This window comes from Nocardioides sp. TF02-7 (assembly GCF_022437945.1).
Lineage (GTDB): Bacteria > Actinomycetota > Actinomycetes > Propionibacteriales > Nocardioidaceae > Nocardioides.
On sequence record NZ_CP092535.1, the window covers coordinates 4,197,385 to 4,219,619 of the forward strand.

Below are 22,235 nucleotides of genomic sequence, written 5' to 3' on the forward strand. Positions count from 1 at the left end.
GCGCGAATGGTCACTGCGCACCGCCTGGTCGTCATCAGGCACGCGAAGGCCGAGCCGGTCGCGCCCTCCGACGTCGAGCGCGCGCTGACCGAGCAGGGGCGTGCCGACGCAGCAGCCGCCGGCCGGCTGCTCGCAGCCGCCGGCGTGTCCGCGGACGCAGCGCTGGTCTCGCCCGCCACCCGCACCCGCCAGACCTGGCAGGTGCTGGCCGACGCGGCCGGCTGGACGACGGAGCCGCAGGTGGAGCAGTCGCTCTACTCGGCCGACGAGGACACGGTGCTCGACCTGGTGGGCGAGACGGAGGAGTCGGTCGGCACCCTGGTGGTGGTCGGCCACAACCCCACCATGGGCAGCCTGGCGCACCTACTCGACGACGGTGACGGCGACCCGGCCGCCACCACCCGCCTGCTGCAGGGCTATTCCACCAGCGCGGTGGCGGTCTTCGACCTGCCCGTCGGCTGGGCGGGGGTGGGCCGGGGCAGCGGCCGGCTGGCGCTGATGGACGTCGGCCGGGGCTAGACCGGGGGAGCGGGCGTGACGATCCCCGCCTCGGCGTCCGCCGCCTCGATCTCCCTCCCGGCTGATGCCGAGCAGGTACATGATCGCGTCGAGGTAGGGCACGTTGACTGCCGTGTCGGCCGCCTCCCGCACGACGGGGCGGGCGTTGTAGGCGATGCCGAGACCGGCCGCCTCGAGCATGTCGAGGTCGTTGGCGCCGTCGCCGATCGCGATCGTGGCCGCCTCCGGTACGCCGGCCCGAGCGGCGAACTCGCGCAGGGCGCGCGCCTTGCCGGCCCGGTCGACGACCTCGCCGACCAGCTCGCCGGTCAGCCGCCCGTCGACGATCTCCAGGGTGTTGGCCCGGGAGAAGTGGATGCCGAGGTCGGCGGCGAGCCGGTTGGTGATCTGGGTGAACCCGCCGGACACGATCGCGAACCGGTAGCCGAGCCGGCCGAGCGTGCGGACCATGGTGCGCGCGCCCGGGTTGACGACGATGGCGTCGTAGACCTCGCCGAGCACGCTCTCGTCGAGCCCGGCGAGCAGCCGCACCCGCTGTCGCAGCGACTCCTCGAAGTCGATGTCGCCGCGCATCGCGGCCTCGGTGACGGCCGCGACCTCGGCCTCGAACCCGGCGTGGGCCGCGAGCATCTCGATGACCTCGCCCTGGATCAGGGTGGAGTCGACGTCCATCACGATCAGCCGCACCGCGTGCCGCAGCAGCGAGGCCGGCTGCACGGCGACGTCGACGTTGCGGGCCGCCGCCTCGCGGGCGAGCATCGTGCGCAGCCGCAGCGGGTCGGCACCGGAGACGTCGAGCTCGATCGCCGTGACCGGGTAGCGCGCCATCCGCTCGATCCGGTCGATGTTGGCGCCGCAGTCGGCGATCCGGCCCGCGATCGCCGCCATCGCGGACGCGCGCAGCGGTGCGCCGATGATCGTCACGTGGGAGCGGCCGGCGCGCCGGGTCCGGTTGTCGCCGGTGCCGGTCTCGACCTCCACCGACATCTCCAGCTCGGCGGCGACCTGCTCGACGGCGCGGCGCAGCTTCTTGGGGTCGCGCGGTGCGTTGACGAGCACGCCGAGCAGCAGCCGGCGACGGAGCAGGATCTGCTCGACGTCGATGACGGACACCCCGGACTGCGCCAGCGCGGTGAAGACCGCGGACGTCACCCCCGGTCGGTCCTTGCCCGTGAGGGTGATCAGCAGCGTGTCCTGGGTGGCGGTCATCTCGCGACGAGGTTAGGGGATCGGGTCACTCCTCCGGCCAGCCGTCCGGGGAGCAGGCGGCCGTGAGCGCGTGCCGGGCGGCCGCGCCGAGGGGCAGCAGCGCCTCCCGCCGGGCCGTGACCTCGCCGAGGCTCACCGCCCCGCCCTCGTCGTCGAGGGCCAGGTCGACGACCGCGAGCAGGTGCACCGCCCGCCGGGCGAGGTCGGCGCACCGGGCCGGCACCCCCGGCGGCGCGGGCAGCGGCTCGCCGGCACGCAGGTCGTGCAGCGCGTCGGCGACCTCCGGGCGCCACCGGGCGACGTCGAGCCGGGCCAGCGCGTCGACGCCCGACAGCAGCGCGGCGCGGAGCCGGCGGTCGGCCTCGCCCACGTCCGGAGGCGGCCGCCGCCGGGCGTCGTACGGCATCCACTCGACGGCCCGGCCGACCTCCTGCGGGACCCACGCGCGGCCGGGCTCGAGCGGCGAGCCGAGCGCGAGCACCGCCTGCCCGGCGTCGGCGGCGGCGCCGGTCAGCGGCGGCGGTCCGGCGACCCCGACCGGGTCGCCTGGGGCGGGGGAACGCCGCACCCACCGCGGTCGCCCCCACCGACCGGCAGGCCGCCAGCAGGTCGAGCAGTCCGGTGGGCACGCCGTGCCGGCCGGTGGCGGCGGTGACGTAGTCGTCGGGCGGCACCCGGCCGCGCAGGCAGGCGGTGGCCCACCAGGCGACCCGACCGGCTACCGGAAGTTCTGTCTCCACGGGTGGATAGGGTTGCACGCATGTCCGCCGTGCTCGAGCTCGCCGAGGTCACCGTGCGCCGCGGGCAGGCGACGTTGCTCGACCGGGTGACCTGGGTGGTCAAGGACGGCGAGCGCTGGGTGGTGCTCGGCGCCAACGGCGCCGGCAAGACCACGCTGCTGCAGGTCGCCGCCGCCCAGATGCACCCGACCTCCGGCGCCGTGGGCGTGCTCGGCGAGCTGATCGGCACCGTCGACGTGTTCGAGCTGCGGCCACGCATCGGGCTCACCAGCGCCGCGCTCGCCGAGCGGATCCCGCGGCACGAGAAGGTCCGCGACGTCGTGGTGTCGGCGTCGTACGCCGTCGTCGGCCGCTGGCGGGAGGACTACGACGAGGTCGACCACGCGCGCGCCGAGGCGCTGCTGCGCGAGGTCCGGGCCGACCGGCTGGCCGACCGCACCTTCGGCACCCTCAGCGAGGGGAGCGCAAGCGGGTGCAGATCGCCCGCGCCCTGATGGTCGACCCCGAGCTGCTGCTGCTCGACGAGCCGGCCGCCGGCCTCGACCTCGGCGGCCGGGAGGACCTCGTCTCCACGCTGTCGGTGCTCGCCTACGACCCCCTGTCGCCGGCGACGGTGCTGGTGTCGCACCACGTCGAGGAGATCCCGCCGGGGTTCACGCACGTGCTCATGCTCCGCGACGGGGCGGTGGTCGACGCGGGGCCGATCGAGGAGACGCTCACCGCCGAGGCGCTGTCGGCGACGTTCGGCATGCCGCTGGTGCTGGAGCACCACGACGGGCGCTACGCCGCGCGTCGACGCTTGCACCGAGGATAGGGTCGGTGCCATGGACTGGCTGCGCGACCACCTCTGGGAGACCTGGCTCGGTGTCGCGATCGTGCTCGGCGTCGCCGAGATGTTCAGCCTCGACCTGTTCCTGGTCATGCTCGCCGCCGGCGCCCTCGGCGGCATGGCGACCGCGTTCGTGACCGACGCCTTCTGGGTGCAGGCGCTCGTCGCCGCGGCCGTGTCGGTGGGCATGCTCGCGTTCGTCCGCCCGTCGCTGGCCAAGCGCTTCCACGGCGGCCCCGAGCTGACGCTGGGCGCCGACCGCCTGATCGGCCAGCGCGCCGTCGTGACCCAGGAGATCACCGGCCTCGGCCCGGGCCGGGTCCGGCTCGCCGGGGAGATCTGGAGCGCCGCCGGCCACGAGACCGACGAGCCGATCGCGCCCGGCCAGGCGGTCGAGGTCGTCGAGATCCGGGGCGCCACCGCCTACGTCCGTCCCGTCGCACCGCCCGAGCTCGAGCAGTAGCGCTCGGGCAGGAGACCGAAGGAGAACCCGTGGAGCTGCTCATCCTGCTCGGCCTGCTGTTCCTGCTGGTCGTCGTGGCCCTCGCCAAGACCGTCCGGATCGTGCCGCAGGCGCGCGCCGGCGTGGTCGAGCGGTTCGGCAAGTACAAGCAGACGCTGTCCGCAGGCCTCAACATCGTGGTGCCGTTCGTCGACAAGGTGCGCTACCAGATCGATCTGCGCGAGCAGGTGGTGAGCTTCCCGCCGCAGCCGGTGATCACCGAGGACAACCTGGTGGTCTCCATCGACACCGTCATCTACTTCCAGGTGACCGACCCGGTCTCCGCGACCTACGAGATCGCCGACTACATCCAGGCGATCGAGCAGCTCACGATGACCACGTTGCGCAACATCATCGGCGGCATGGACCTCGAGCAGACGCTGACCAGCCGCGAGGAGATCAACTCCGGCCTCCGCGGCGTGCTCGACGAGGCCACCGGCAAGTGGGGCATCCGCGTCAACCGGGTGGAGATCAAGGGCATCGACCCGCCGCCGTCGATCAAGGACGCGATGGAGAAGCAGATGCGCGCCGACCGTGACAAGCGGGCGCTCATCCTCACCGCGGAGGGCCAGCGCCAGTCGGCGATCCTCACGGCCGAGGGCAACAAGCAGTCGGCGATCCTCAACGCCGAGGGCGAGCGCGAGTCGCAGATCCTGCGCGCCCAGGCCGAGCGGGAGGCCGCCATCCTCCGTGCCCAGGGTGAGGGACAGGCCATCCAGACCGTCTTCCAGGCGATCCACGACGGGCAGCCCGACCAGTCGCTGCTGGCCTACCAGTACCTCCAGATGCTGCCGCGGATCGCGGACGGCGACGCCAACAAGCTGTGGATCGTCCCGAGCGAGATCGGCGAGGCGCTGAAGGGTCTCGGGTCGACGATCAACCGGCTGCCGGGCATCCCGGAGGAGGTCGAGGGGCCGCGCACGCGCATCGACATGGGCCCGTCGGAGCCGCAGTCCGTCGCCGGCGACACCGAGCGGAGGGCCACGGACCAGGCGGTCCGTGACGCCATCGCCGAGGCGGAGAGCGCAGCCCGGCCCGGGCAGTCGGGCTCGTCGCCGCAGGCGGAGTGAGTCCGCTCGAGGTCGTCGCCGTCCTGCTCGCCGGCGTCTGGGCCGGCACCATCAACACCGTCGTCGGCTCGGGGACCCTGATCACGTTCCCCACCCTGCTCGCCATCGGCGTGCCGCCGGTGACGGCCAACATGAGCAACAACATCGGCCTGATCCCTGGGTCGACCGCGGGAGCCGTGGGTTACCGGCGCGAGCTCGCCGGGCAGCGGGGGGCGTGTCCTCCGGCTGCTGTCTGCGTCGCTCGTGGGTGGACTCGCCGGCGCCGGGCTGCTCCTGGTGCTGCCGCCGGGGGCCTTCGAGGCCGTCGTACCGGTGCTGATCCTGCTCGGCGTGGTGCTGGTCATCCTCCAGCCGCGGCTGTCAAGGGCGGTCGCCGCCCAGGCCGAGCGGCGGGCGGCGCGGCGCGGCGAGGAGCTCGGCGGCAGCCGGCCCGACGCGTGGTGGATTTGGCCCGCGGTGCTCCTGACCGGTGTCTACGGCGGCTACTTCGGCGCCGCCCAGGGCGTGCTGCTGATGGCCGTGCTCGGCATCGGGGTGAGCGAGTCGCTGCAGCGCCTCAACGGCGTCAAGAACGTGCTCGCCGCCAGCGTCAACGCCGTAGCCGGCCTCGTCTTCGTCCTCGTCGTCGAGCTCGACCTCGTCGACACCGGCGCGGAGATCGACTGGCTCATCGTGCTGGTGATCGGTCTGGGCGCCGTGGTCGGCGGTTTCATCGGTGCGTCGGTCGGGCGCCGGCTGCCCGCGCCGGTGCTGCGCGCCGTCATCATCGTCGTCGGCCTGGTGGCCGTCGTGTCGATGCTCGCGACGTGACTGCAACAATGCGGCCGTCGCCGCGAGGGGAGAAGGACGATGAGCACACCGCCATGGGGTGAGGGTGACCCCTTCCAGAAGCCGGGGGACCAGCAGCCCTCCGGCCAGCCGGACCAGCCAGGCCAGCCGGTCCCGCCGCCGTACCAGCCCTACGGGACGCCGAACCCCTACAGCGGCGCGTACGGCGGCAGCCCCTACGGCGGTCCGTACCAGCCCGCGCCGCCGACCAACGGGCTCGCCGTGGCCTCGATGGTCACCAGCATCGTCGGCATCGCCGGCCTGTGCTGCTACGGGCTCGGCGGCATCATCGGCCTGGTCGGCGCGATCCTCGGCCACGTGTCCAAGCGCAGGATCCGCGAGAACAACGAGGGCGGCGCCGGGATGGCGCTCGCCGGCATCATCGTCGGCTGGGTGGCGTTCGGACTGATGCTCGCGGCGATCGCGTTCTTCGTCGTGGTGATCCTGATCGCCGAGAACGGCGCCAACTGCTCGCCGGGCGACCCGGACTACCCGTTCTGCTGAGCCGTCAGGCGTCGCCGGAACCCAGCGCCGCCGCACCGGTCGCCGCCGCACCGAGCGCGGCCACGACCAGCATGCCGCCGGCGAGGAGCGGGAAGTCCTTGCGCGCCAGGCCCATGGCCCCGGTGGCCGCGTCACCGGCGTCGACGGCGACCCCGGCAGTGACGAGGGTGCGGCGCACGTCGCCCTTCGCCATCAGCGTCAGCGCGCCGATCGCGATCTCGCGGACGCCGAACATCCGGGCGAAGTAGGGCAGCTGGGGGTTGGCCGCCGGGTGGAGGCCGAAGAGGCGGGAAGTCCGCGCGGGGGCGACGATCGAGCCGACGCCGATCGCGATGCGGCCGAGGGAGAGGCCGGTCACAGGATCCATGGGCGGGAGGCTAGCGGTAGGCCGCTGTGCTCAGCCCGCGGACACGACGTACGTCCGCAGCCACCGCTCGATCTCGGCGTACGCCCGTCGCCGCGGCTCCTCACGCGACAGCACGACGTCGTGGCGCGCTCCGGGGATGGCGACGTAGGTGACGTGCGTGCCGATCGCCGTGGCCCAGCGGCGGATCTGCTTCACGTCGAGCACGATGTCGGCGCTGTGCACGTCCTCGCCCATCTCGCCTGGCCAGGCGCTGCGGTCGGAGGAGAGGACCAGCACCGGCGCGGGCACGGAGAGCCCGCGTTGGAGGCGGGCATGGCCGGTGCGGACGGCGCGGAGCCAGCCCAGGCGGACGGGGAAGGAGGCGAGCGGCTTCCACGTGAGGTCGAAGTCCCACTCGCCGTCGTGGTCGCGGTGGAGGCTGCGGGCATAGAGCCCGCTGACCTCGCGCGGGATCTCCCGCATCGGCTGCGTGCGGCCGAGCCGGTCGAGCAGGGCGTTGGCCGGAAGGGACCGCTGCCACGCCGCGCCCTGGAGGTCGAGCCACGGCGAGTTCAGCACCATCCCCCGCCAGCTGCGCAGGTCGGCGCTTGTCGGCCCACAGGGCCACCACCAGGCCGCCGGTCGAGTGCGCCGACAGCACCACGTCGGTGTGGCCGTCGCGCTCGGTGATCCGGTGCCAGGCCTCGTCGAGCTCCTCGAAGTACTCCTCGAGGTCGGTGACGTACGTCGGCGTCTGGTGCTCCCCGGATCGACCGGCCGTACTTGCGGAGGTCGAGGGCGTAGACGTCGTGGTCGCGGTCGAGCCACCACTCGCCGTACTCGCGCTGGAAGAAGTAGTCGGCGAAGCCGTGCACGTGCAGGACCGCGCGCTCCGTCGTCGGCTCGGCGCGACGGCTGACGAGCGTCGCGACGACCTCGCCCTCGTCGTCGGGCTCGCAGTCGATCGTCTCCGCCCGCCACGGTGCGCCCAGGACGTCGTGGACCTCCGCGACCGCGGCCTTCACGTCCTCGACGTCGCCGGTCATGTCGTCCGTCACGGGGGACAGTGTGCCGGATCCGGCCTCCGGAGGCGGCTCGGTCCCACTAGCGTTCGGCCATGGCCGCCGACAGTGGGGAACCGCCGGTGCGAGCTGCGCGTCCACTCCAGGTGCGATGGACGGTACGACGATCGGTGGTGCTGCTGGTCGCGGGGATGCTCGCCGTCGCGGTGGTGCCGTCCGCCCCGCCGCCGGCGACCGCCTCGTGCGCCGGGCCCTCCCTCGAGGGCGTCGAGCGGCTCGTCCTCCAGCCGGGGGCGTCGTTCACCGTGGAGGGCGTGTCGTTCGTCGACGGCTGCCAGGACAGCATGGGGTGCGGTGTCGGATGCGGGGCGTGCGAGCACGACGAGCCGCCTCCGACGCCCATGGCGGATGTCCGGCTCCAGCTCGTCCAACGCGACCGCACCTGGGACCTGGGCGTCGCCGACGCAGGGACGGCGGGCGACGAGCTCGGCCGGGTGACGTGGACCTTCCGGGTGCCCGAGGGTGCGAGGCCGGGACGCGCCCGGTTGGTCGCGGACGGGATGGAGCCCGTGCCGATCCGGGTGCGGTGAGCCGGCCGGTCGGCCTCACCTCGCGCCACCCGGACCCGGGTCCTGCATGAACGGTTCGAAGATGGCGGCGACCGCGGCGACGGCCCGGTCGGGGTTCCCGTCCGCGATCGCCTCGACCAGCTCGTGGTGGTGGCGGCGCGCCTGGTCCTCGTCGGCCTCCTCCTCGTCGCGCATGTGGCCGGCGAACACGTCGATCATGCTGGAGTAGAGCTGCAGGTACAGCGGGTTGTGCGTCGCTGCGACGATCGCCCGGTGCAGGGCCAGGTCGGTGCTCGCCTTCAGGTCCGCATCGCCCGTCGACCCGCTCGCCGCTCGCCGGTCCCGCAGCTCCCGGAGCTGCTCGACGTCGGACTCCGACCGCCGCACGGCCGCGAGCGAGGCCGCGGTGCTGTCGAGGGCGAGACGCAGCTCGAGGTAGTCGCGACGGCTGCCGCCGGCGAGCTCCCGGGCGAGCGATCCGGTCAGGCCGGAGGTGGAGATGACGAAGGTGCCGCGACCCTGCTCACGGCTGAGCAGTCCCGCGTGCACCAGCGACTGCAGCGCCTCGCGCACCGTGTTGCGGCCGACGCCGAACTGCGCCACCAGCTGGGCCTCGGTCGGGATCCGCTCACCGACCGGCCAGCGGCCGGAGCCGATCTCCTCCTGGAACCGGGCAGCAGCCTGGTCGATCAGCCCCTCTCGACGCACCGGCCGCGCTCTGCCAGACTGCTCAGGATTCATCCCATCATCCCATCAGTTGTCGCTCTCGGAGTCCATCATGCCCACCCCGCCGACCTCCCTCGCCCCCGCGCGCCGCGGCCGACTGACGCTGTGGGCCGGGGTCGCCATCGCGCTGACCGCGATCAACCTGCGGACGGCGGTGACCGGCTTCACGCCGCTGTTGGAGGTCATCGGCGCGGACCTCGGGTTCGGGGTGGCGCTGGCCGGGCTGCTCGGGACCGTGCCGGCGGCGTCGTTCGCCGTCTTCGGCATCCTCGCGCCCGTCGTGACGAGGAGGTTCGGGCTCGAGCGCACTGCCACCGCTTCGCTGGGGCTGACCGCGCTCTCGCTCCTGCTGCGCGCGATCTCGCCGGCGTCCGCGGTGCTCGTGCTGTCCACCGTGCTGGCCCTCGCCGGGATCGGGGCGGCGAACGTCGTGATCGTTCCCCTGGTGAAGGCCTGGTTCGCCGATCGCATCGCCTCGTGGACCTCGTTCTACCTGCTCCTGCTGCAGACCGGTCAGTTCGTCGCGCCCCTGCTGGCGGTGCCGGTGGCGGACGCGACGACCTGGCGGCTCTCGGTGGGGATCTGGGCGCTGCCGGCGGGCCTCGCCGCCGTGGTCTGGCTCGTGCTGGCCGCCCGGCTGCCCGCCGACCACCATGCGCCTGTCACGGCGACGGCGGTCGATGCGCGGTCGAGGCCGAGCCGGTCCTCGACCGCCTGGGGCCTGGTCGTCCTGTTCGCGATGGTGGCGCTGTCCAACTACGGGATCATCACCTGGCTGCCTGCGGTGCTGACCGACGCCGGCGGCAGCACCTCGCTGGGCGGTTCGATGGTCGGCCTGTACTCCGCATGGGGAGTTCTCGCCGCCCTGCTCGTTCCCCAGCTGGCCATCCGGTTGGGCAACCCGTTCGTCGTCGTGGTCGCGTGTGCGGCGCTCCTGGTCGTCGGCTACCTGGGCATGGTCGTCACGCCGATGGACGGCACCCTGCTCTGGGTCTGCGCGCTGGGTATCGGGGTCAGCACGTTCCCGCTGTGCCTGACGCTGATCAACCGCCGGACCAAGAGCCCGCAGACCGCCTCGGCCGTCTCGGGCTTCGTGCAGGGCGTCGGCTACGGTGTCGCCTGCGCCGGCCCGGTCAGCCTCGGGCTCCTGCGCGAAGCGACCGGCTCCTGGACGACACCGCTGCTCGTGCTCGCCGCAACCGCGATCCCCGGAGTGGTCGCCGGCTGGTTCGCCTGCCGGCCTCGCTACGTCGACGATGCGGTGGAGCCCGTGCGGGTCGGCGTGCCGTGAGGCGGAGCCCCCGGCGATCTGTGACCATCGGCGGATGCCACCTCCGAACGCCGAGGACGTCATCGACGCGCCGGAGAAGGTCCAGCTCGAGACGTTCCTCGACCAGCACCGCGCGGCATTGAACGACTGCCTGGACGGCCTCACCGAGCAGCAGGTACGCCGGTCGCTGGTGCCCTCGAAGACCACACTGCTCGGACTGGTCAAGCACGCGGTGTTCGTCGAGAAGGTGTGGTTCGACGAGGCCGTCACCTGCCGGTCGCGGGACGAGATCGGGATCCCCGCCGGACCCGACGAGTCCTTCGACCTCGACCCCTCCGACACCATCGCCTCCGTGCGCCGGGCCCATCGCGAGGCGTGCGAGGCATCGCGCCGGGCCGTCGCGGACCTCGATCCGAACGACGTCGTGCACGGCAACCGGCGCGGGCCGCTGCCGCTGCGCTGGGTCTACCTGCACGTGCTCCGCGAGCTCGCGCAGCACTGCGGGCACGCCGACATCCTGCGGGAGCAGGTGCTGAACGGTCAGGCGCGGGAGTAGCTGGTCACGACCTGCCGCCGGGATGCCGGCGTGTCGACCGAGATCTCCACAGCCGGGTCCGGTCGCGCGCGGGGTTGTGTCGGTGGGGTGTGTTTGGATGAACACATGTTCGAAGAGGACGTCACCACCCTCGACGCGGCGGCCACGCTGGCCGGTGTGGAGGACGACGTCCGCCTGGCCCGTGCGGTGGAGGTCCGCGCGATGCAGCGGGTGCTGCACTGGTGCGACCTGCACACCACCGACCCTCAAACCCTCCCCGGTGCGGTGCCGGTGACCCGGGGTGGAGACCGGCTGCTCCAGCTCGGCGGGGAAGGTACGCCGCCGGTCGCGCAGCTGTGCTTCACCGAGCTCGCCATCGCCCGCGCGGCCGGCGTGGTGGCCACGGAGAACTACGCCGCGGACTGCCTCGACCTGCGCCACCGCCTCCCGCTGCTGTGGACCGCCGTGCAGGCGCTGGAGGTCGAGGGCTGGCTGGCCCGCAAGATCGCCCGCCTTTCCCGCAAACTCTCCAAGGACGACGTCGGGTTGGTGGACGAGGCCGTCACCAACGCCCGCCACCAAGCCCCGGGCCGGTTGCTGGGGATCGCGGAGGCCAAGATCATCGAGGCCGACCCCGACCTGCACCACGCCAAGCTGGTCGAGGACGCCCAGCGCACCGGGGTGTGGCTCTCCAAGGTCCGCCCCGGGGAGATCGTGGAAGACACCGGCGAACCGGCCACCCGCCGGGTCACCGCCAAGCTGCCCAACGGCACCGCGATCCGCTGCCAGGAGAACATCGACGACCTCGCCCACGCCCTCCTCACCCACGCCACCCCCGAGGCCGACGGAGACCAGCTGAGCCTGGAAGAGGCCCGGCTGCAGGCCTTCGAGATGCTCACCACCGACCCCCACACCGCCATCGCCTTCCTCAACGGCCTCAACCCCGCTCCCGACCCCGACCCGGTAGCGGAAGAGCCCGAGCCCGCGCCCGGGGCGCCGGTGCGGCCGAAGCGGAACCCGGCGACCTTGGTGGTCCACCTCGCCGCGGAGACCCTGTGCGGCTGCGGCAAGGGTGTGGCTCGCGTGGAGGACCACGGCCCCGTCCTGGTCAGCGAGCTCAGGGACCTGCTCGGTCCCGACCGCGACATCACCCTCCAACCGGTCATCGACCTCAACACCATCGAGGCCGTCAACAGCTACGAACACCCCGCCCGGATCGCACGCCGCACCCTGCTGCGCACCCACGGCGACGTCTTCCCCCACTCCACCAGCCGCGGCACCAAACGCCTCGACCTCGACCACCCCACCCCCTACCAGCCCGACGGCCCGCCCGGGCAGACCGGCGACCACAACGCCGCCCCCCTGACCCGCCGCCACCACCGCGCCAAGACCCACACCGGCTACCAGCTCCACCAGCTCGCCCTGGCCGCCTACCGCTGGATCACCCCCCACGGCCTGTGCCGCATCGTCACCCCCACGGCACCACCACCTTCGAACCCATCCGCGGCCCCGACCACACCATCATCGGCGAGATCTACACCGATACGCGACCGGTCGACCTCGACCTCGTCGCCTAGCGAGCGCTGCGCCGCGCCGTCTCACGTTCTCGACGACCACCTGCATCGACTGCGCGTCGGCGATCGCTGCCTCGAGCACCGCACGGTGCGGGTCGGGCAGAGCGAGCCGCGGGTGAATACGTCGAAGCGACGTGCGACATCGACGTTGTCGCGTTCGTCCGCGCGCCCTTGACGTGGGCGTTCGGTGAGCTTTTCCGCCGCCTGCTGAGCAGGCTGACCGACGAGGACCGGACCGCCCCGACCACACCGTGATCGGCGAGATCTACACCGACGCGCGACGCGTCCGCCTAGATTGAGCCCGTGATCGTGGGAGAGATCTCGGTGGAGCTGGGCTCCGACGAGCACGGGTTCCTGGTCGAAGGGCCAGCGCCGGCGCGTCCGGACTCGCCTGCACTGCCGGTCAACACACTGCTGGACTGGTGGCCCGACAGCGAGCCCGACCTCGACGGCTTCCTGGTCAAGACCGGATCGCAGTGGGGGCCGTTCGGAGCCTGACCCGGTAGCCCGGACACCTGATCTGTAGCGATGATCGCTGCAGGAGAGGAGTCTGTAGATGCCTGCACCATACCCACCGGAGTTCCGCCGCAGAGCGGTCGACCAGGCCCGCAAGCCGGGCGCGTCGGTTGCCCAGGTCGCCAAGGATCTCGGGATCAGCGAGTCCGGCTTGCGTCGTTGGATGGCCCAAGCCGATGTCGACGCCGGCCGCAAGGAAGGGTTGTCGACCCACGAGCGTGAGGAACTGGTTCGTCTGCGTCGGGAGAACCGGCGCTTGGAGATGGAGCTGGAGATCACCAAGCGCGCCGCAGCGTTGTTCGCCAAGGAGAACGTGCTCCCAAATGAAGTACCGGCTGGTCTGTGAGCTCGCCGGCGACGGGTTCGACGTCGCGGTGACCTGCCGGGTTCTCGGGGTGTCCAGGTCGGGCTATTACGAATGGGTCAAGCGGCCGCCGTCAGAGCGTGACCTCGCCGACGCCTACCTGGCGAACACGATCGTGGCGATCCACGCCGACTCACGCCGCTCTTATGGCTCGCCACGGGTCCACGCCGAGCTACGGCTCGGGATGGGTCTCAAGGTCGGCCGCAAGCGGGTCGCGCGGCTGATGCGGATGCTAGGAGTGGCCGGGATCAGCCACCGGCCGAAGAAGCGGCACCGGCCGGCTGCGGCGGTCCATGAGGACCTCGTGCAACGAAAGTTCGTTGCCGAGGGGCCGGATCGTTTGTGGTGCACCGACATCACCGAGCACCCGACCCGGGGCGGGAAGGTCTACTGCTGCGCGGTCCTGGACGTGTTCAGCCGCGTCGTGGTGGGCTGGTCGATCGCTGACCACATGCGATCTGACCTGGTCGTCGATGCCCTGCAGATGGCGACCTGGCGCCGCCGTCCGGAGGGCACCATCGTCCACTCCGACCGGGGCAGTCAGTACACATCGTGGGTCTTTGGGCACCGGCTCCGCGACGCCGGACTGCTCGGATCCATGGGCCGGGTCGCCTCCTCGGTGGACAACGCGATGATCGAGTCGTTTTGGTCGACCATGCAGCGCGAGCTGCTCGACCAGCAGTCCTGGCAGACCATCGACGAGCTCGGCGGAGCGATCTTTGAGTGGATCGAGGCCTGGTACAACCCGCGCCGCCGGCACACCTCCCTCGGCATGCTCAGCCCCGTCGAGTTCGAAGCCCTTCACACCACCGCCACCCCGGCGGCATGATCACCCAACCAACCGTGTCCGGAGAACCGGGTCAGGCTCCGTTCGGCGTCGTCGTCCGGCTCCTCGATGCCGACCCGGGACCTCCGGACACCCGGTGGGAGGACGTCGTGGAGGTCGCGGTCGAAGTTCGCGGCGGAGTCACGATCAGCGAGATCGTCAACGGGCCGGAGGAAGACCTGGCCTGCCCCGACGGGACCTACCGAATGCGGCTCGCCGCTCTCGAACGCACCGAGAGCGCCGCGCGGGACGAGGATCCCGACAGCGACGACGAGGACGACGCCGAGGACGAGGAACCGCTCGAGCACTACCTGGTCGAGCTCTGGCCGGCAGCCCCGGAAGCCGCACAGGTCCTGCGCGAGGAGAGCCGGTACGCCCACCTGGCCGACTGACCACGCTCTCGCTGTCGTTGGAGCTGCCCGGCACCAAGCAGAGGCTGTTCAACCGCCTCCGGTATGCCTCCGCATGGCCGCCCTCCAACGGTGGAGGCGGTTCCCCGGACCCGTTCGCACCGCGCTGTGGCGCTGGGACCTCGTGCGCCTAGCGCCTGGGCCTGAGCGCCCTCCCTCCAAGCGCCCCTACCCCCGACCGCCGTCCCGGAATCCCGCGCCGCGCGCACGAACCCCGTGAACAGCCCCACCTCGTCCGAGGTCTCCGGGTGCCACTGGACCGCGAGGCAGAACCGCGGGCCCGGGGCCTCCATGGCCTCCAGCGACCCGTCGGACGTGGCGTGGGCGACGGCCTCGAAGCCGGGGTGCTCGGCGACCGCCTGGTGGTGGTGGCAGCTGGCCTTCGCGGTGGGGCCGATCAGGGAGGCGAGCCGGGTGCCGGCGGCGACCTCGACCTCGGTGGTGCCGTAGGAGTCGCCGCCGGGGTTGTGCTCCTCGTGGCCGACGACGTCCGGCACGTGCTGGTGGAGCGAGCCGCCGGCGTGGACGGCCATCACCTGCATGCCGCGGCAGATGCCGAGCACCGGCATGTCGCGTGCGGCGGCGGCGTCCAGGAGGGCGAGCTCCCACGCGTCGCGCGCCTCGAGCACGCCGCCGGTGCGGGGGTGCGGCTCGGCGCCGTAGGCCGCGGGGGAGACGTCGCCGCCGCCGCTGACCACCAGGCCGTCGAGGCGCTCACAGACGGCCGCGGCCGCCGCCGCGACGTCGGGCCACCCGGGGGCCGGGACCGGAAGCAGCACCGGGACGCCGCCCGCGAGCCGGACGGCGTCGCCGTACTCGCTCGGCAGCAGGTCGGACAGCTCGGTCCACACGCCGTGCCGCGACACCTCGCGGTAGGTGGAGAGGCCGACGACGGGGGTCATCGCGGCCTCACAGCGGCGTGACGTACGCGCCGCTGATGCCGCCGTCGACGAGGAACGTGCTGGCGGTGATGAACGACGCGTCGTCGCTGGCGAGGAACAGCACGGCTGAGGCGATCTCCTCCGGCTCCGCGAACCGGCCGACCGGCACGTGCACCAGCCGCCGGGCGGCGCGCTCGGGGTCCTTGGCGAAGAGCTCCTGCAGCAGCGGCGTGTTGACCGGGCCCGGGCAGAGCGCGTTGACCCGCACCCCCTGGCGCGCGAACTGCACGCCGAGCTCGCGGCTCATCGACAACACCCCGCCCTTGGAGGCGGAGTAGGAGATCTGCGAGGTCGCGGCGCCCATCACGGCGACGAACGACGCGGTGTTGATGATCGACCCGCGGCCCTGCTCCAGCATGTGGGGGAGCGCAGCCTTGCAGCACAGGTAGACCGACGTCAGGTTGACCTCCTGCACCCGCCGCCAGGCCTCCAGGTCGGTGTCGAGAATCGAGTCGTCGTCGGGCGGGGAGATGCCGGCGTTGTTGAACGCGATGTCGACCGCGCCGTACGTCTCCTTCGCCGTGCGGAAGAGGGCGTCGACCTCGTCCTTGGCGGTGACGTCGACGTGGACGTACGTCGCCACGTCGGCCCCTCCGAGCTCGTCGACCAGCGCCTTGCCGCGCTCGTCGTCGATGTCGCCGATCACGACCTTGGCGCCCTCGGCCACGAACCGCTGCACGGTCGCGAGCCCGATGCCCGAGCAACCCCCGTCACGACCGCGACCCGGTCGCTGATCCTGCCTGCCATCTCTCTCCTGTCCGGACCACTCAGTGGGCGATGAAGACGTTCTTCTCCTCGGTGAACGCGTAGGGCGCGTCGGGACCGAGCTCGCGGCCGAGGCCGGACTGCTTGTAGCCGCCGAACGGCGTCCAGTAGCGCACCGAGGAGTTCGAGTTGACGCTGAGGTTGCCCGCCTCGACGCCGCGGGCGACCCGCAGCCCCTTGCCGAGGTCGTTGGTGAAGATCGACCCGGACAGGCCGTACTCGGAGTCGTTGGCGAGCTCGACCGCGTGCGCCTCGTCGTCGAACGGCATCACCGCGACCACCGGGCCGAAGACCTCCTCCCGCCAGATCCGCTCGCCTGGGTCGGCGACCGAGACCACCGTCGGCGGCACCCAGTAGCCGGCGCCGCCGGGGGCCGAGCCGGCGAACAGCGTCTGCGCCTCACCGAGGAAGCCGGTGACGTGGTCGCGCTGCCCGGAGGAGATCAGCGGCCCCATCTCGCTCGCCTCGTCGGCCGGGTCGAGCACCCGCATGCTGGTGACCGCCGGCTCGAGGAGGGACAGGAACCGGTCGTAGGCACTCCGTTCGACCAGCAGCCGCGACCGCGCGCAGCAGTCCTGGCCCGCGTTGTCGAAGACGGCGTACGGCGCCGCCGCGGCCGCCGCCTCGAGGTCGGCGTCCGCGAACACGATGTTGCTGCTCTTGCCGCCCAGCTCGAGCGTCACCCGCTTCACCTGCTCGGCGCAGCCGGCCATGATCCGCTTGCCGACCTCGGTCGAGCCGGTGAAGCAGACCTTGCGCACCAGCGGGTGGGTGACGAACCGCTCGCCGACCACGGAGCCCTTGCCGGGGACGACGGTCAGCACGTCCTCCGGCAGGCCTGCCTCGAGCGCCAGCTCGCCGATCCGGACGGCCGTGAGCGGGGTCAGCTCGGCCGGCTTCAGCACGACGGTGTTGCCGGCGGCCAGCGCCGGTGCGAACCCCCAGCCGGCGATCGGCATGGGGGAAGTTCCAGGGCACGATGACGCCGACCACGCCGAGCGGCTCGTGGAAGGTCACGTCGACGCCGCCGGCGACGGGGATCTGCCGGCCGTGCAACCGCTCGGGCGCCGCGGAGTAGTAGTTGAGGACGTCGCGGACGTTGCCGGCCTCCCAGCGCGCGTTGCCCCACGTGTGGCCGGCGTTGCGCACCTCCAGCTCGGCCAGCTCCTCGACGTGCTCGTCGACGACGGCGGCGAACCGCCGCAGCAGCGCCGCGCGGTTGCCGGGCGCGACGGTCCGCCAGCGCTGGAACGCCTCGTGCGCGGCGGCGATCGCGGCGTCCGTCTCGTCGACACCGGCCAGCGACACCTCCGCCACCGGCTCCTCGGTGGCGGGGTTGACCACGACGTGCGTCCCACTCACAGTCGCTCGAACCCTCTCCGCAGCTCCCAGTCGGTGACGGCCGCGTCGAAGGCGGCCAGCTCCACGTCGGCCATGTTGACGTAGTGGTCGACGACCTCGTCGCCGAGCGCCGCCCGGGCGACGGCGGAGCCGGCGAACGCGTCCCGCGCGGCGCGCAGCGTCGACGGCACCCGCGGCAGGTCCGACGCGTAGGCGTTGCCCTCGAAGGCGGGTGGCACCTCGAGGCCGTTCTCGATGCCGTGGAGGCCGCCGGCGATCATCCCGGCGAGCGCGAGGTAGGGGTTGACGTCGGCGCCGGGCGCCCGGTTCTCCACCCGAGCCGCGGAGCCACGGCCGACCAGCCGCAGGGCGCAGGTGCGGTTGTCGAGGCCCCACGCGATCGCGGTCGGAGCGAACGAGCCGTCGGCGAACCGCTTGTAGGAGTTGACGTTGGGCGCGTAGAGCAGCGTGAAGTCGGCCATGGTCGCGAGCACGCCGGCGACGAACGCGTCGTAGAGCGGCGTGCGACCGCCGTCGTCGTCGGCGAACACGAGCGACCCGTCCTCGCCCCGCAGCGACAGGTGGATGTGGCAGGAGCTGCCCTCGCGGTCGTCGTACTTCGCCATGAAGGTGATCGAGCAGCCCTCCTGGCTGGCGATCTCCTTGGCGGCGGTCTTGTAGACGCTGTGGTTGTCGGCGGTGGTCAGCGCGTCGGCGTAGACGAAGCCGATCTCGTGCTGCCCGAGGTTGCACTCACCCTTGGCGCCCTCGACGTCGAGACCCGCGTCGTACATGGTGTTGCGGATCCGGCGCAGCAGCGGCTCGATCCGGCTGGTGCCGAGCACGGAGTAGTCGACGTTGTACTGGTTGACCGGCGTGAGGTCGCGGTAGCCGGCGTCGGAGGCTGCCTCGTAGCTGTCGGCGAACGCGATGAACTCCAGCTCGGTGCCGGCGAGGGCGACCCAGCCGTGCTCCTGGCAGCGGTCGAGCTGGCGACGCAGGATGCCCCGCGGCGACTGCAGGACGGGGGAGTGGTCGGGCCAGACCAGGTCGCACTGGATCATCACCGTCGACGGGTGGTGGGTGAGCCGGCGGATCGTGCGGAGGTCGAGGACGAACTCCATGTCGCCGTAGCCGGTGTCCCACGACGAGATGGCGTAGCCGTCGACCGTGTTCATGTCGACGTCGACGGCGAGCAGGTAGTTGCAGCCCTCGGCGCCGTTCTCGAGGACGTGGTCGAGGAAGAAGCGTCCGTGGAGCCGCTTGCCCTGGAGCCGGCCCTGCATGTCGGTGAAGGCGATGACGACGGTGTCGACCTCGCCGGCGTCGATGGCTGCTCGCAGCAGCGCCACCGAGAGGTGGCGGTCGTTGCGCAGCGGTGCGTCGCTCTGCTGCTGGTGCACCGGTCTCCTAACCCACCAGTCCGCGCAGCAGCGCGGCGGTGTCGTCTGCAGTGTTCTTCCATGGCCCGGCGCGCCCGGTCGGGCTTGCCGGCGAGGACCGCCCGTACGACGGCCGCGTGCTGCCGGTCGGAGTGGGCGATGTTGGCGTCCAGCACCGGGATCGCGAGCAACATCTCGTGCAGCACCCGCTGCACGTCGGTGACCGCTGCGACCACCCGGGGCGAGCCGGTGAGAGCGGCGATCGTGAGGTGGAACCGGGAGTCTGCCTGCCGGTGCTGGGCGGGCCGGCGCGCGTCGGTGACCTCGGCCAGGGCGGTGCTCAGCTGCTCACGCTGCTCCTCCGACAGCTCGCGGTCCAGCTGCCGCTGCGCCGCGAGGTGGGCGGCGCCCGGCTCGGTGATGCGGCGGTACTCCAGGACGTCGAGCCAGTCCTGGCGCACCGCGGCGGACACCCGGGCGGCCTTGCGCGCCGACGGGGTCCGCGGCTTGAGCGTGACGACGGTGCCGCCCCCGCGGCCGCGCCGGGTCTCGACCAACCCGGCCTGACGGAGGGCGGCCATCGCCTCGCGCAGGGTCGCCCGCGAGACGCCCAACAGCTCGGCCAGCTCGCGCTCCGCGGGCAGGGTCGAGCCCAGCGGGTAGACACCGAGCCGGATCGCGGTCGCGAGCTGCTCGACGCACGCCTCGAACGCGTGATGGCCCCGCACCGGCCGCAGCACCGCCTCCGGCAGCTGGGGGTGTTGTGCCTCGGTCACTTCGCCATCCTCCGAGCGGGTCGGTCGGCTGTCAATCGTGGCAGGAGTATAGGTCTGAGATCAGGCCAATCCGATACCAGACTGTTTACAGCGCGCTTCCGTCGGGTCTACCTTCCAGAAAGCCCCTCGACTGGCTCCCACGGAGGATGCGCCATGGCTGACGCTCAGATCCACAACGAGGACGAGGCCCACCTCGCCAAGCTCGGTTACAAGCAGGAGCTGAACCGGACCTGGTCCGGCTTCTCCAACTTCGCCATCTCGTTCTCGATCATCTCGATCCTCGCCGGCTGCTTCACCAACTTCGGCGCCGGCTTCAACAACGGCGGCCCGATCTCGATCTCGTGGTCGTGGCCGATCCTCGGCATCTTCATCCTGATCATCGGGTTCACGATGTCGGAGCTGGTGTCGGCGTACCCCACCTCGGGCGGCATCTACTGGTGGGCGGCCAAGCTCGGAGGACCGGCGGCCGGGTTCTTCACCGGCTGGCTCAACCTGATCGGCCTGATCGCCGTGACCGCCGGTGTCTCCTACGGGTGCGCGACGTTCATCGACCTCACGATCAGCACCTACTCCGAGGACTACGCCGCCGACTACTCGCTCACGCGGGTGTTCCTGATCTTCGTCGTGGTGCTCGCGCTCGCGTCGGTGCTCAACATCTTCAGCAGCCACCTGATGGCGATCATGAACAACGTCTCGGTCTGGTGGCACGTCGCCGGCGCCGCGATCATCGTGTTGATCCTGATCCTCGTCCCGGACCGGCACCAGAGCTTCAGCTACGTCTTCACGGAGCGCTTCAACAACTCCGGCTTCATCGACGGCAGCACGTCGAGCCTCGGGTTCTGGTTCGCGATCGTGCCCTTCGGCTTCCTGCTCACGCAGTACACGATCACCGGGTTCGACGCCTGCGCCCACCTGTCCGAGGAAACCGACGCTGCCTCGACGGCCGCCGCCAAGGGCATCTGGCGCTCGATCTTCTACTCGGTGCTCGGCGGCTACATCCTGCTGCTCTGCGTGGTCTTCGCCATCCCGGACGACGCGAGCGGCAACCCCGACAACGCAGGGGTCGGCGCCGGCGGCGTCGCCTACATCTTCAACGCGGCGCTGGGCCAGGACTGGGCGACGCTGGTGCTGTTCATCTCCGCCTCCGCTCAGTTCTTCTGCGCCACCGCGTGCATGACGTCCGCCTCGCGCATGACGTTCGCGTTCAGCCGTGACGGTGCGATCCCCCGGGTCGGCGTGGTTGCGCAGCCTCACGGCCAAGCGGGTGCCGGCCAACGCGGTGATGATGGTCGCGGTGGTCGCGGCGATCGTGACGCTCCCCGCCCTGATCGAGGTCAACCTCGGCACGGAGGCGGAGCCGCTGATTGTGCCCGTCGCGTTCTACGCGGTCACCTCGATCGCCGTGATCGGGCTGTACCTGTCGTTCGCCATCCCCATCTTCCTGCGCTGGAAGCACGGGGACCGGTTCGAGGTCGGCACGTGGAACAACGGCAGCAAGTACAAGTGGATGAACCTGATCGCCGTCGCCGAGATCCTCGTCGTCTCGATCTACCTGATGATGCCGTTCGTCCCCGGCGCGGTGCCGTTCAGCGACGAATTGGCGTGGAAGTACGTCAACTACGCGCCGATCGTCACCCTGGGCGCGCTGCTGCTGCTCACGGTCTGGTGGAACGTCTCGGCCAAGAACTGGTTCACCGGGCCGAAGCACACCATCGACCAGGCGGTCGTCGAGGCGTACGACGACTGAGTGGGCACCGAGATCTCCGCTCCGGCCCTGGACCGCCTCGCCGTGCTGGCGGGGCGGTCCTGGCGGACGGCCGAGCTGCCCGGCGGGCTGACCAACCGCAACCTCCGCGTCACCACCACCGACGACGGCCCGCCGCTCGACCTGGTGGTGCGCTGCTCGACCAGCGACACCGGGCTGCTGGGCATCGACCGGGAGGCCGAGCACCTCAACACGGCCCGCGCCGCCGAGGCCGGCGTCGGCGCCGGTGTGGTGGAGTTCCGGCCCGACCTCGGCATGCTGGTCATCACCTACCTGCACGGGCACGCGCTCACCAACGTCGACTTCGCCGACCCCGGTGTGCTGCGGCGAGCGGCGGTGGCGTGCCGCCGCCTGCACGCCGGGCCGCGGTTCCACGGTGACTTCGACATGTTCGCGCGGCAGGCGGCCTACCGCGCGACCGTGCGCGAGCACGGATTCCGGTTGCCGACGACGTACGACGACCACGCGCCGCAGTGGGCGCGGGTGCGGTCGGCGCTGGGTGCCCGCGGTCGCACGGTGCCCTGCAACAACGACCTGCTCGCGGCCAACTTCATCGACGACGGCCGCCGGACCTGGCTGATCGACTACGAGTACTCCGGCAACAACGACCCGTTCTTCGAGCTCGGCAACACCGCGACCGAGTGCGGCTTCGCCGAGGAGCAGATCGACGCGTGGGTCGAGGCCTACCTGGACCGGCCGCCGAGCCGTGCCGACCTGGCCCGGGTGCGCCTGCAGGCGCTCTGCAGCGAGTACGGGTGGTCGCTGTGGGGCTTCATCCAGGCCGCGACCAGCCCGATCGACCACGACTTCACCGGCTGGGGGATGGAGCGCTTCGAGAAGGCCGAGGCGACGTTCCGCGGCCCCCGGCTCCGCCAGCTCCTGGAGGACGTCGCCCCGTGACCGACC

The 22,235-nt window shown here is 71.9% G+C and carries 21 protein-coding genes and 8 pseudogenes; 17 read left to right on the plus strand and 12 right to left on the minus strand.

Features of this window, described 5'->3' with window-relative positions; genetic code table 11:
* Positions 1–6 precede the first annotated feature (6 nt).
* A pseudogene (locus MF408_RS27305) lies at positions 7–240 on the plus strand (histidine phosphatase family protein); the annotation flags it as partial.
* 123 nt (positions 241–363) lie between these two features.
* Here the strand turns inward: MF408_RS27305 and serB are convergent.
* Complete coding sequence (serB, locus tag MF408_RS21775; protein WP_345893790.1) at positions 364–1,728, minus strand: phosphoserine phosphatase SerB; 1,365 nt, start codon at positions 1,726–1,728, stop codon at positions 364–366.
* Between the two features lie 25 nt (positions 1,729–1,753).
* Positions 1,754–2,296: a hypothetical protein gene (locus MF408_RS21780; protein ID WP_240249385.1), complete on the minus strand. Its 543-nt coding sequence runs from the start codon at positions 2,294–2,296 to the stop codon at positions 1,754–1,756.
* 192 nt (positions 2,297–2,488) lie between these two features.
* Between MF408_RS21780 and MF408_RS21785 the strand changes: the two are divergent.
* The 5 genes and pseudogenes from MF408_RS21785 (at position 2,489) to MF408_RS21805 (ending at position 6,201) form a co-directional block, all read left to right on the plus strand.
* Positions 2,489–3,282: pseudogene (locus MF408_RS21785) on the plus strand (ABC transporter ATP-binding protein).
* A 10-nt stretch (positions 3,283–3,292) separates the two neighbouring features.
* On the plus strand, positions 3,293–3,760 hold the full coding sequence (locus MF408_RS21790) for an NfeD family protein (RefSeq protein ID WP_240249386.1): 468 nt from the start codon (positions 3,293–3,295) through the stop codon (positions 3,758–3,760).
* 29 nt (positions 3,761–3,789) lie between these two features.
* Positions 3,790–4,869, plus strand: coding sequence for an SPFH domain-containing protein (locus MF408_RS21795; protein WP_240249387.1), 1,080 nt, complete (start codon positions 3,790–3,792; stop codon positions 4,867–4,869).
* Positions 4,866–5,679 (plus strand): annotated as a pseudogene (locus MF408_RS21800) (sulfite exporter TauE/SafE family protein). Before MF408_RS21795 ends, MF408_RS21800 begins: the two are co-directional and overlap by 4 nt.
* A gap of 39 nt (positions 5,680–5,718) precedes the next feature.
* Complete coding sequence (locus MF408_RS21805) at positions 5,719–6,201, plus strand: DUF4190 domain-containing protein (RefSeq protein WP_240249388.1); 483 nt, start codon at positions 5,719–5,721, stop codon at positions 6,199–6,201.
* Positions 6,202–6,205: 4 nt separating this feature from the next.
* On the opposite strand, the gene MF408_RS21810 is transcribed toward MF408_RS21805, so the two are convergent.
* The 3 genes and pseudogenes from MF408_RS21810 to MF408_RS21820 all read right to left on the minus strand — a co-directional run.
* A complete protein-coding gene (locus MF408_RS21810; RefSeq protein WP_240249389.1) occupies positions 6,206–6,568 on the minus strand; it encodes a DUF4267 domain-containing protein in 363 nt (120 codons plus the stop codon).
* 30 nt (positions 6,569–6,598) lie between these two features.
* Positions 6,599–7,129, minus strand: a complete 531-nt coding sequence (locus MF408_RS21815) for a hypothetical protein (protein WP_240249390.1) — start codon at positions 7,127–7,129, stop codon at positions 6,599–6,601.
* 64 nt (positions 7,130–7,193) lie between these two features.
* A pseudogene (locus MF408_RS21820) lies at positions 7,194–7,262 on the minus strand (hypothetical protein); the annotation flags it as partial.
* A gap of 480 nt (positions 7,263–7,742) precedes the next feature.
* Here MF408_RS21820 and MF408_RS21825 point away from each other — a divergent pair.
* The gene (locus MF408_RS21825) at positions 7,743–8,159 is read left to right on the plus strand and encodes a hypothetical protein (RefSeq protein ID WP_240249391.1); all 417 of its coding nucleotides are present in this window, start codon (positions 7,743–7,745) and stop codon (positions 8,157–8,159) included.
* A gap of 15 nt (positions 8,160–8,174) precedes the next feature.
* Here the strand turns inward: MF408_RS21825 and MF408_RS21830 are convergent, their stop codons facing one another.
* Positions 8,175–8,831: a FadR/GntR family transcriptional regulator gene (locus MF408_RS21830; protein ID WP_240252103.1), complete on the minus strand. Its 657-nt coding sequence runs from the start codon at positions 8,829–8,831 to the stop codon at positions 8,175–8,177.
* Here MF408_RS21830 and MF408_RS21835 point away from each other — a divergent pair.
* The 7 genes from MF408_RS21835 (at position 8,713) to MF408_RS21865 (ending at position 14,341) form a co-directional block, all read left to right on the plus strand.
* Positions 8,713–10,155 (plus strand): MFS transporter, encoded by a 1,443-nt coding sequence (locus MF408_RS21835; protein WP_240249392.1) that lies wholly within the window; start codon positions 8,713–8,715, stop codon positions 10,153–10,155. The genes MF408_RS21830 and MF408_RS21835 overlap by 119 nt on opposite strands.
* Before the next feature lie 34 nt (positions 10,156–10,189).
* The gene (locus tag MF408_RS21840) at positions 10,190–10,690 is read left to right on the plus strand and encodes a DinB family protein (RefSeq protein WP_240249393.1); all 501 of its coding nucleotides are present in this window, start codon (positions 10,190–10,192) and stop codon (positions 10,688–10,690) included.
* Positions 10,691–10,795: 105 nt separating this feature from the next.
* Positions 10,796–12,418, plus strand: a complete 1,623-nt coding sequence (locus MF408_RS21845) for a hypothetical protein (RefSeq protein WP_240249394.1) — start codon at positions 10,796–10,798, stop codon at positions 12,416–12,418.
* 128 nt (positions 12,419–12,546) lie between these two features.
* Complete coding sequence (locus MF408_RS21850; protein ID WP_240249395.1) at positions 12,547–12,741, plus strand: hypothetical protein; 195 nt, start codon at positions 12,547–12,549, stop codon at positions 12,739–12,741.
* 58 nt (positions 12,742–12,799) lie between these two features.
* Positions 12,800–13,105: a transposase gene (locus tag MF408_RS21855; RefSeq protein WP_240249396.1), complete on the plus strand. Its 306-nt coding sequence runs from the start codon at positions 12,800–12,802 to the stop codon at positions 13,103–13,105.
* The gene (locus MF408_RS21860; protein ID WP_240249397.1) at positions 13,083–13,952 is read left to right on the plus strand and encodes an IS3 family transposase; all 870 of its coding nucleotides are present in this window, start codon (positions 13,083–13,085) and stop codon (positions 13,950–13,952) included. Before MF408_RS21855 ends, MF408_RS21860 begins: the two co-directional genes overlap by 23 nt.
* Positions 13,953–14,059: 107 nt before the next feature.
* Positions 14,060–14,341, plus strand: a complete 282-nt coding sequence (locus tag MF408_RS21865) for a hypothetical protein (RefSeq protein WP_240249398.1) — start codon at positions 14,060–14,062, stop codon at positions 14,339–14,341.
* On the opposite strand, the gene MF408_RS21870 is transcribed toward MF408_RS21865, so the two are convergent.
* The 6 genes and pseudogenes from MF408_RS21870 to MF408_RS21895 all read right to left on the minus strand — a co-directional run.
* Positions 14,257–15,261 (minus strand): gamma-glutamyl-gamma-aminobutyrate hydrolase family protein, encoded by a 1,005-nt coding sequence (locus MF408_RS21870; RefSeq protein ID WP_240249399.1) that lies wholly within the window; start codon positions 15,259–15,261, stop codon positions 14,257–14,259. The two genes, MF408_RS21865 and MF408_RS21870, sit on opposite strands and share 85 nt — an antisense overlap.
* Before the next feature lie 7 nt (positions 15,262–15,268).
* A pseudogene (locus MF408_RS21875) lies at positions 15,269–16,047 on the minus strand (3-oxoacyl-ACP reductase).
* Between the two features lie 20 nt (positions 16,048–16,067).
* The gene (locus tag MF408_RS21880; protein ID WP_240249401.1) at positions 16,068–17,024 is read right to left on the minus strand and encodes an aldehyde dehydrogenase family protein; all 957 of its coding nucleotides are present in this window, start codon (positions 17,022–17,024) and stop codon (positions 16,068–16,070) included.
* A gap of 58 nt (positions 17,025–17,082) precedes the next feature.
* Positions 17,083–17,427 (minus strand): annotated as a pseudogene (locus tag MF408_RS21885) (aldehyde dehydrogenase family protein); the annotation flags it as partial.
* Positions 17,424–18,809 (minus strand): glutamine synthetase family protein, encoded by a 1,386-nt coding sequence (locus tag MF408_RS21890; RefSeq protein ID WP_275693261.1) that lies wholly within the window; start codon positions 18,807–18,809, stop codon positions 17,424–17,426. The pseudogene MF408_RS21885 and the gene MF408_RS21890, both read right to left, overlap by 4 nt.
* Before the next feature lie 104 nt (positions 18,810–18,913).
* Positions 18,914–19,564: pseudogene (locus tag MF408_RS21895) on the minus strand (GntR family transcriptional regulator); the annotation flags it as partial.
* A gap of 153 nt (positions 19,565–19,717) precedes the next feature.
* On the opposite strand from MF408_RS21895, the pseudogene MF408_RS26085 reads away from it, so the two are divergent.
* The 3 genes and pseudogenes from MF408_RS26085 to MF408_RS21905 form a co-directional block, all read left to right on the plus strand.
* Positions 19,718–20,740: pseudogene (locus tag MF408_RS26085) on the plus strand (amino acid permease); the annotation flags it as partial.
* 40 nt (positions 20,741–20,780) lie between these two features.
* On the plus strand, positions 20,781–21,311 hold the full coding sequence (locus tag MF408_RS26090) for an amino acid permease (protein WP_275693262.1): 531 nt from the start codon (positions 20,781–20,783) through the stop codon (positions 21,309–21,311).
* Positions 21,312–22,229, plus strand: coding sequence for a phosphotransferase (locus tag MF408_RS21905; RefSeq protein WP_240249402.1), 918 nt, complete (start codon positions 21,312–21,314; stop codon positions 22,227–22,229).
* Positions 22,230–22,235 lie beyond the last annotated feature (6 nt).

What these genes read in the sequence shown, in the direction of transcription:
- serB (WP_345893790.1), bottom strand. Translation starts at nt 1,728, where the DNA reads ATGACCGCCACCCAGGACACGCTGCTGATCACCCTCACGGGCAAGGAC.
- MF408_RS21790 (WP_240249386.1), top strand. Translation starts at nt 3,293, where the DNA reads ATGGACTGGCTGCGCGACCACCTCTGGGAGACCTGGCTCGGTGTCGCG.
- MF408_RS21805 (WP_240249388.1), top strand. Translation starts at nt 5,719, where the DNA reads ATGAGCACACCGCCATGGGGTGAGGGTGACCCCTTCCAGAAGCCGGGG.
- MF408_RS21810 (WP_240249389.1), bottom strand. Translation starts at nt 6,568, where the DNA reads ATGGATCCTGTGACCGGCCTCTCCCTCGGCCGCATCGCGATCGGCGTC.
- MF408_RS21815 (WP_240249390.1), bottom strand. Translation starts at nt 7,129, where the DNA reads ATGGTGCTGAACTCGCCGTGGCTCGACCTCCAGGGCGCGGCGTGGCAG.
- MF408_RS21840 (WP_240249393.1), top strand. Translation starts at nt 10,190, where the DNA reads ATGCCACCTCCGAACGCCGAGGACGTCATCGACGCGCCGGAGAAGGTC.
- MF408_RS21845 (WP_240249394.1), top strand. Translation starts at nt 10,796, where the DNA reads ATGTTCGAAGAGGACGTCACCACCCTCGACGCGGCGGCCACGCTGGCC.
- MF408_RS21855 (WP_240249396.1), top strand. Translation starts at nt 12,800, where the DNA reads ATGCCTGCACCATACCCACCGGAGTTCCGCCGCAGAGCGGTCGACCAG.
- MF408_RS21860 (WP_240249397.1), top strand. Translation starts at nt 13,083, where the DNA reads ATGAAGTACCGGCTGGTCTGTGAGCTCGCCGGCGACGGGTTCGACGTC.
- MF408_RS21870 (WP_240249399.1), bottom strand. Translation starts at nt 15,261, where the DNA reads ATGACCCCCGTCGTCGGCCTCTCCACCTACCGCGAGGTGTCGCGGCAC.
- MF408_RS21880 (WP_240249401.1), bottom strand. Translation starts at nt 17,024, where the DNA reads ATGCCGATCGCCGGCTGGGGGTTCGCACCGGCGCTGGCCGCCGGCAAC.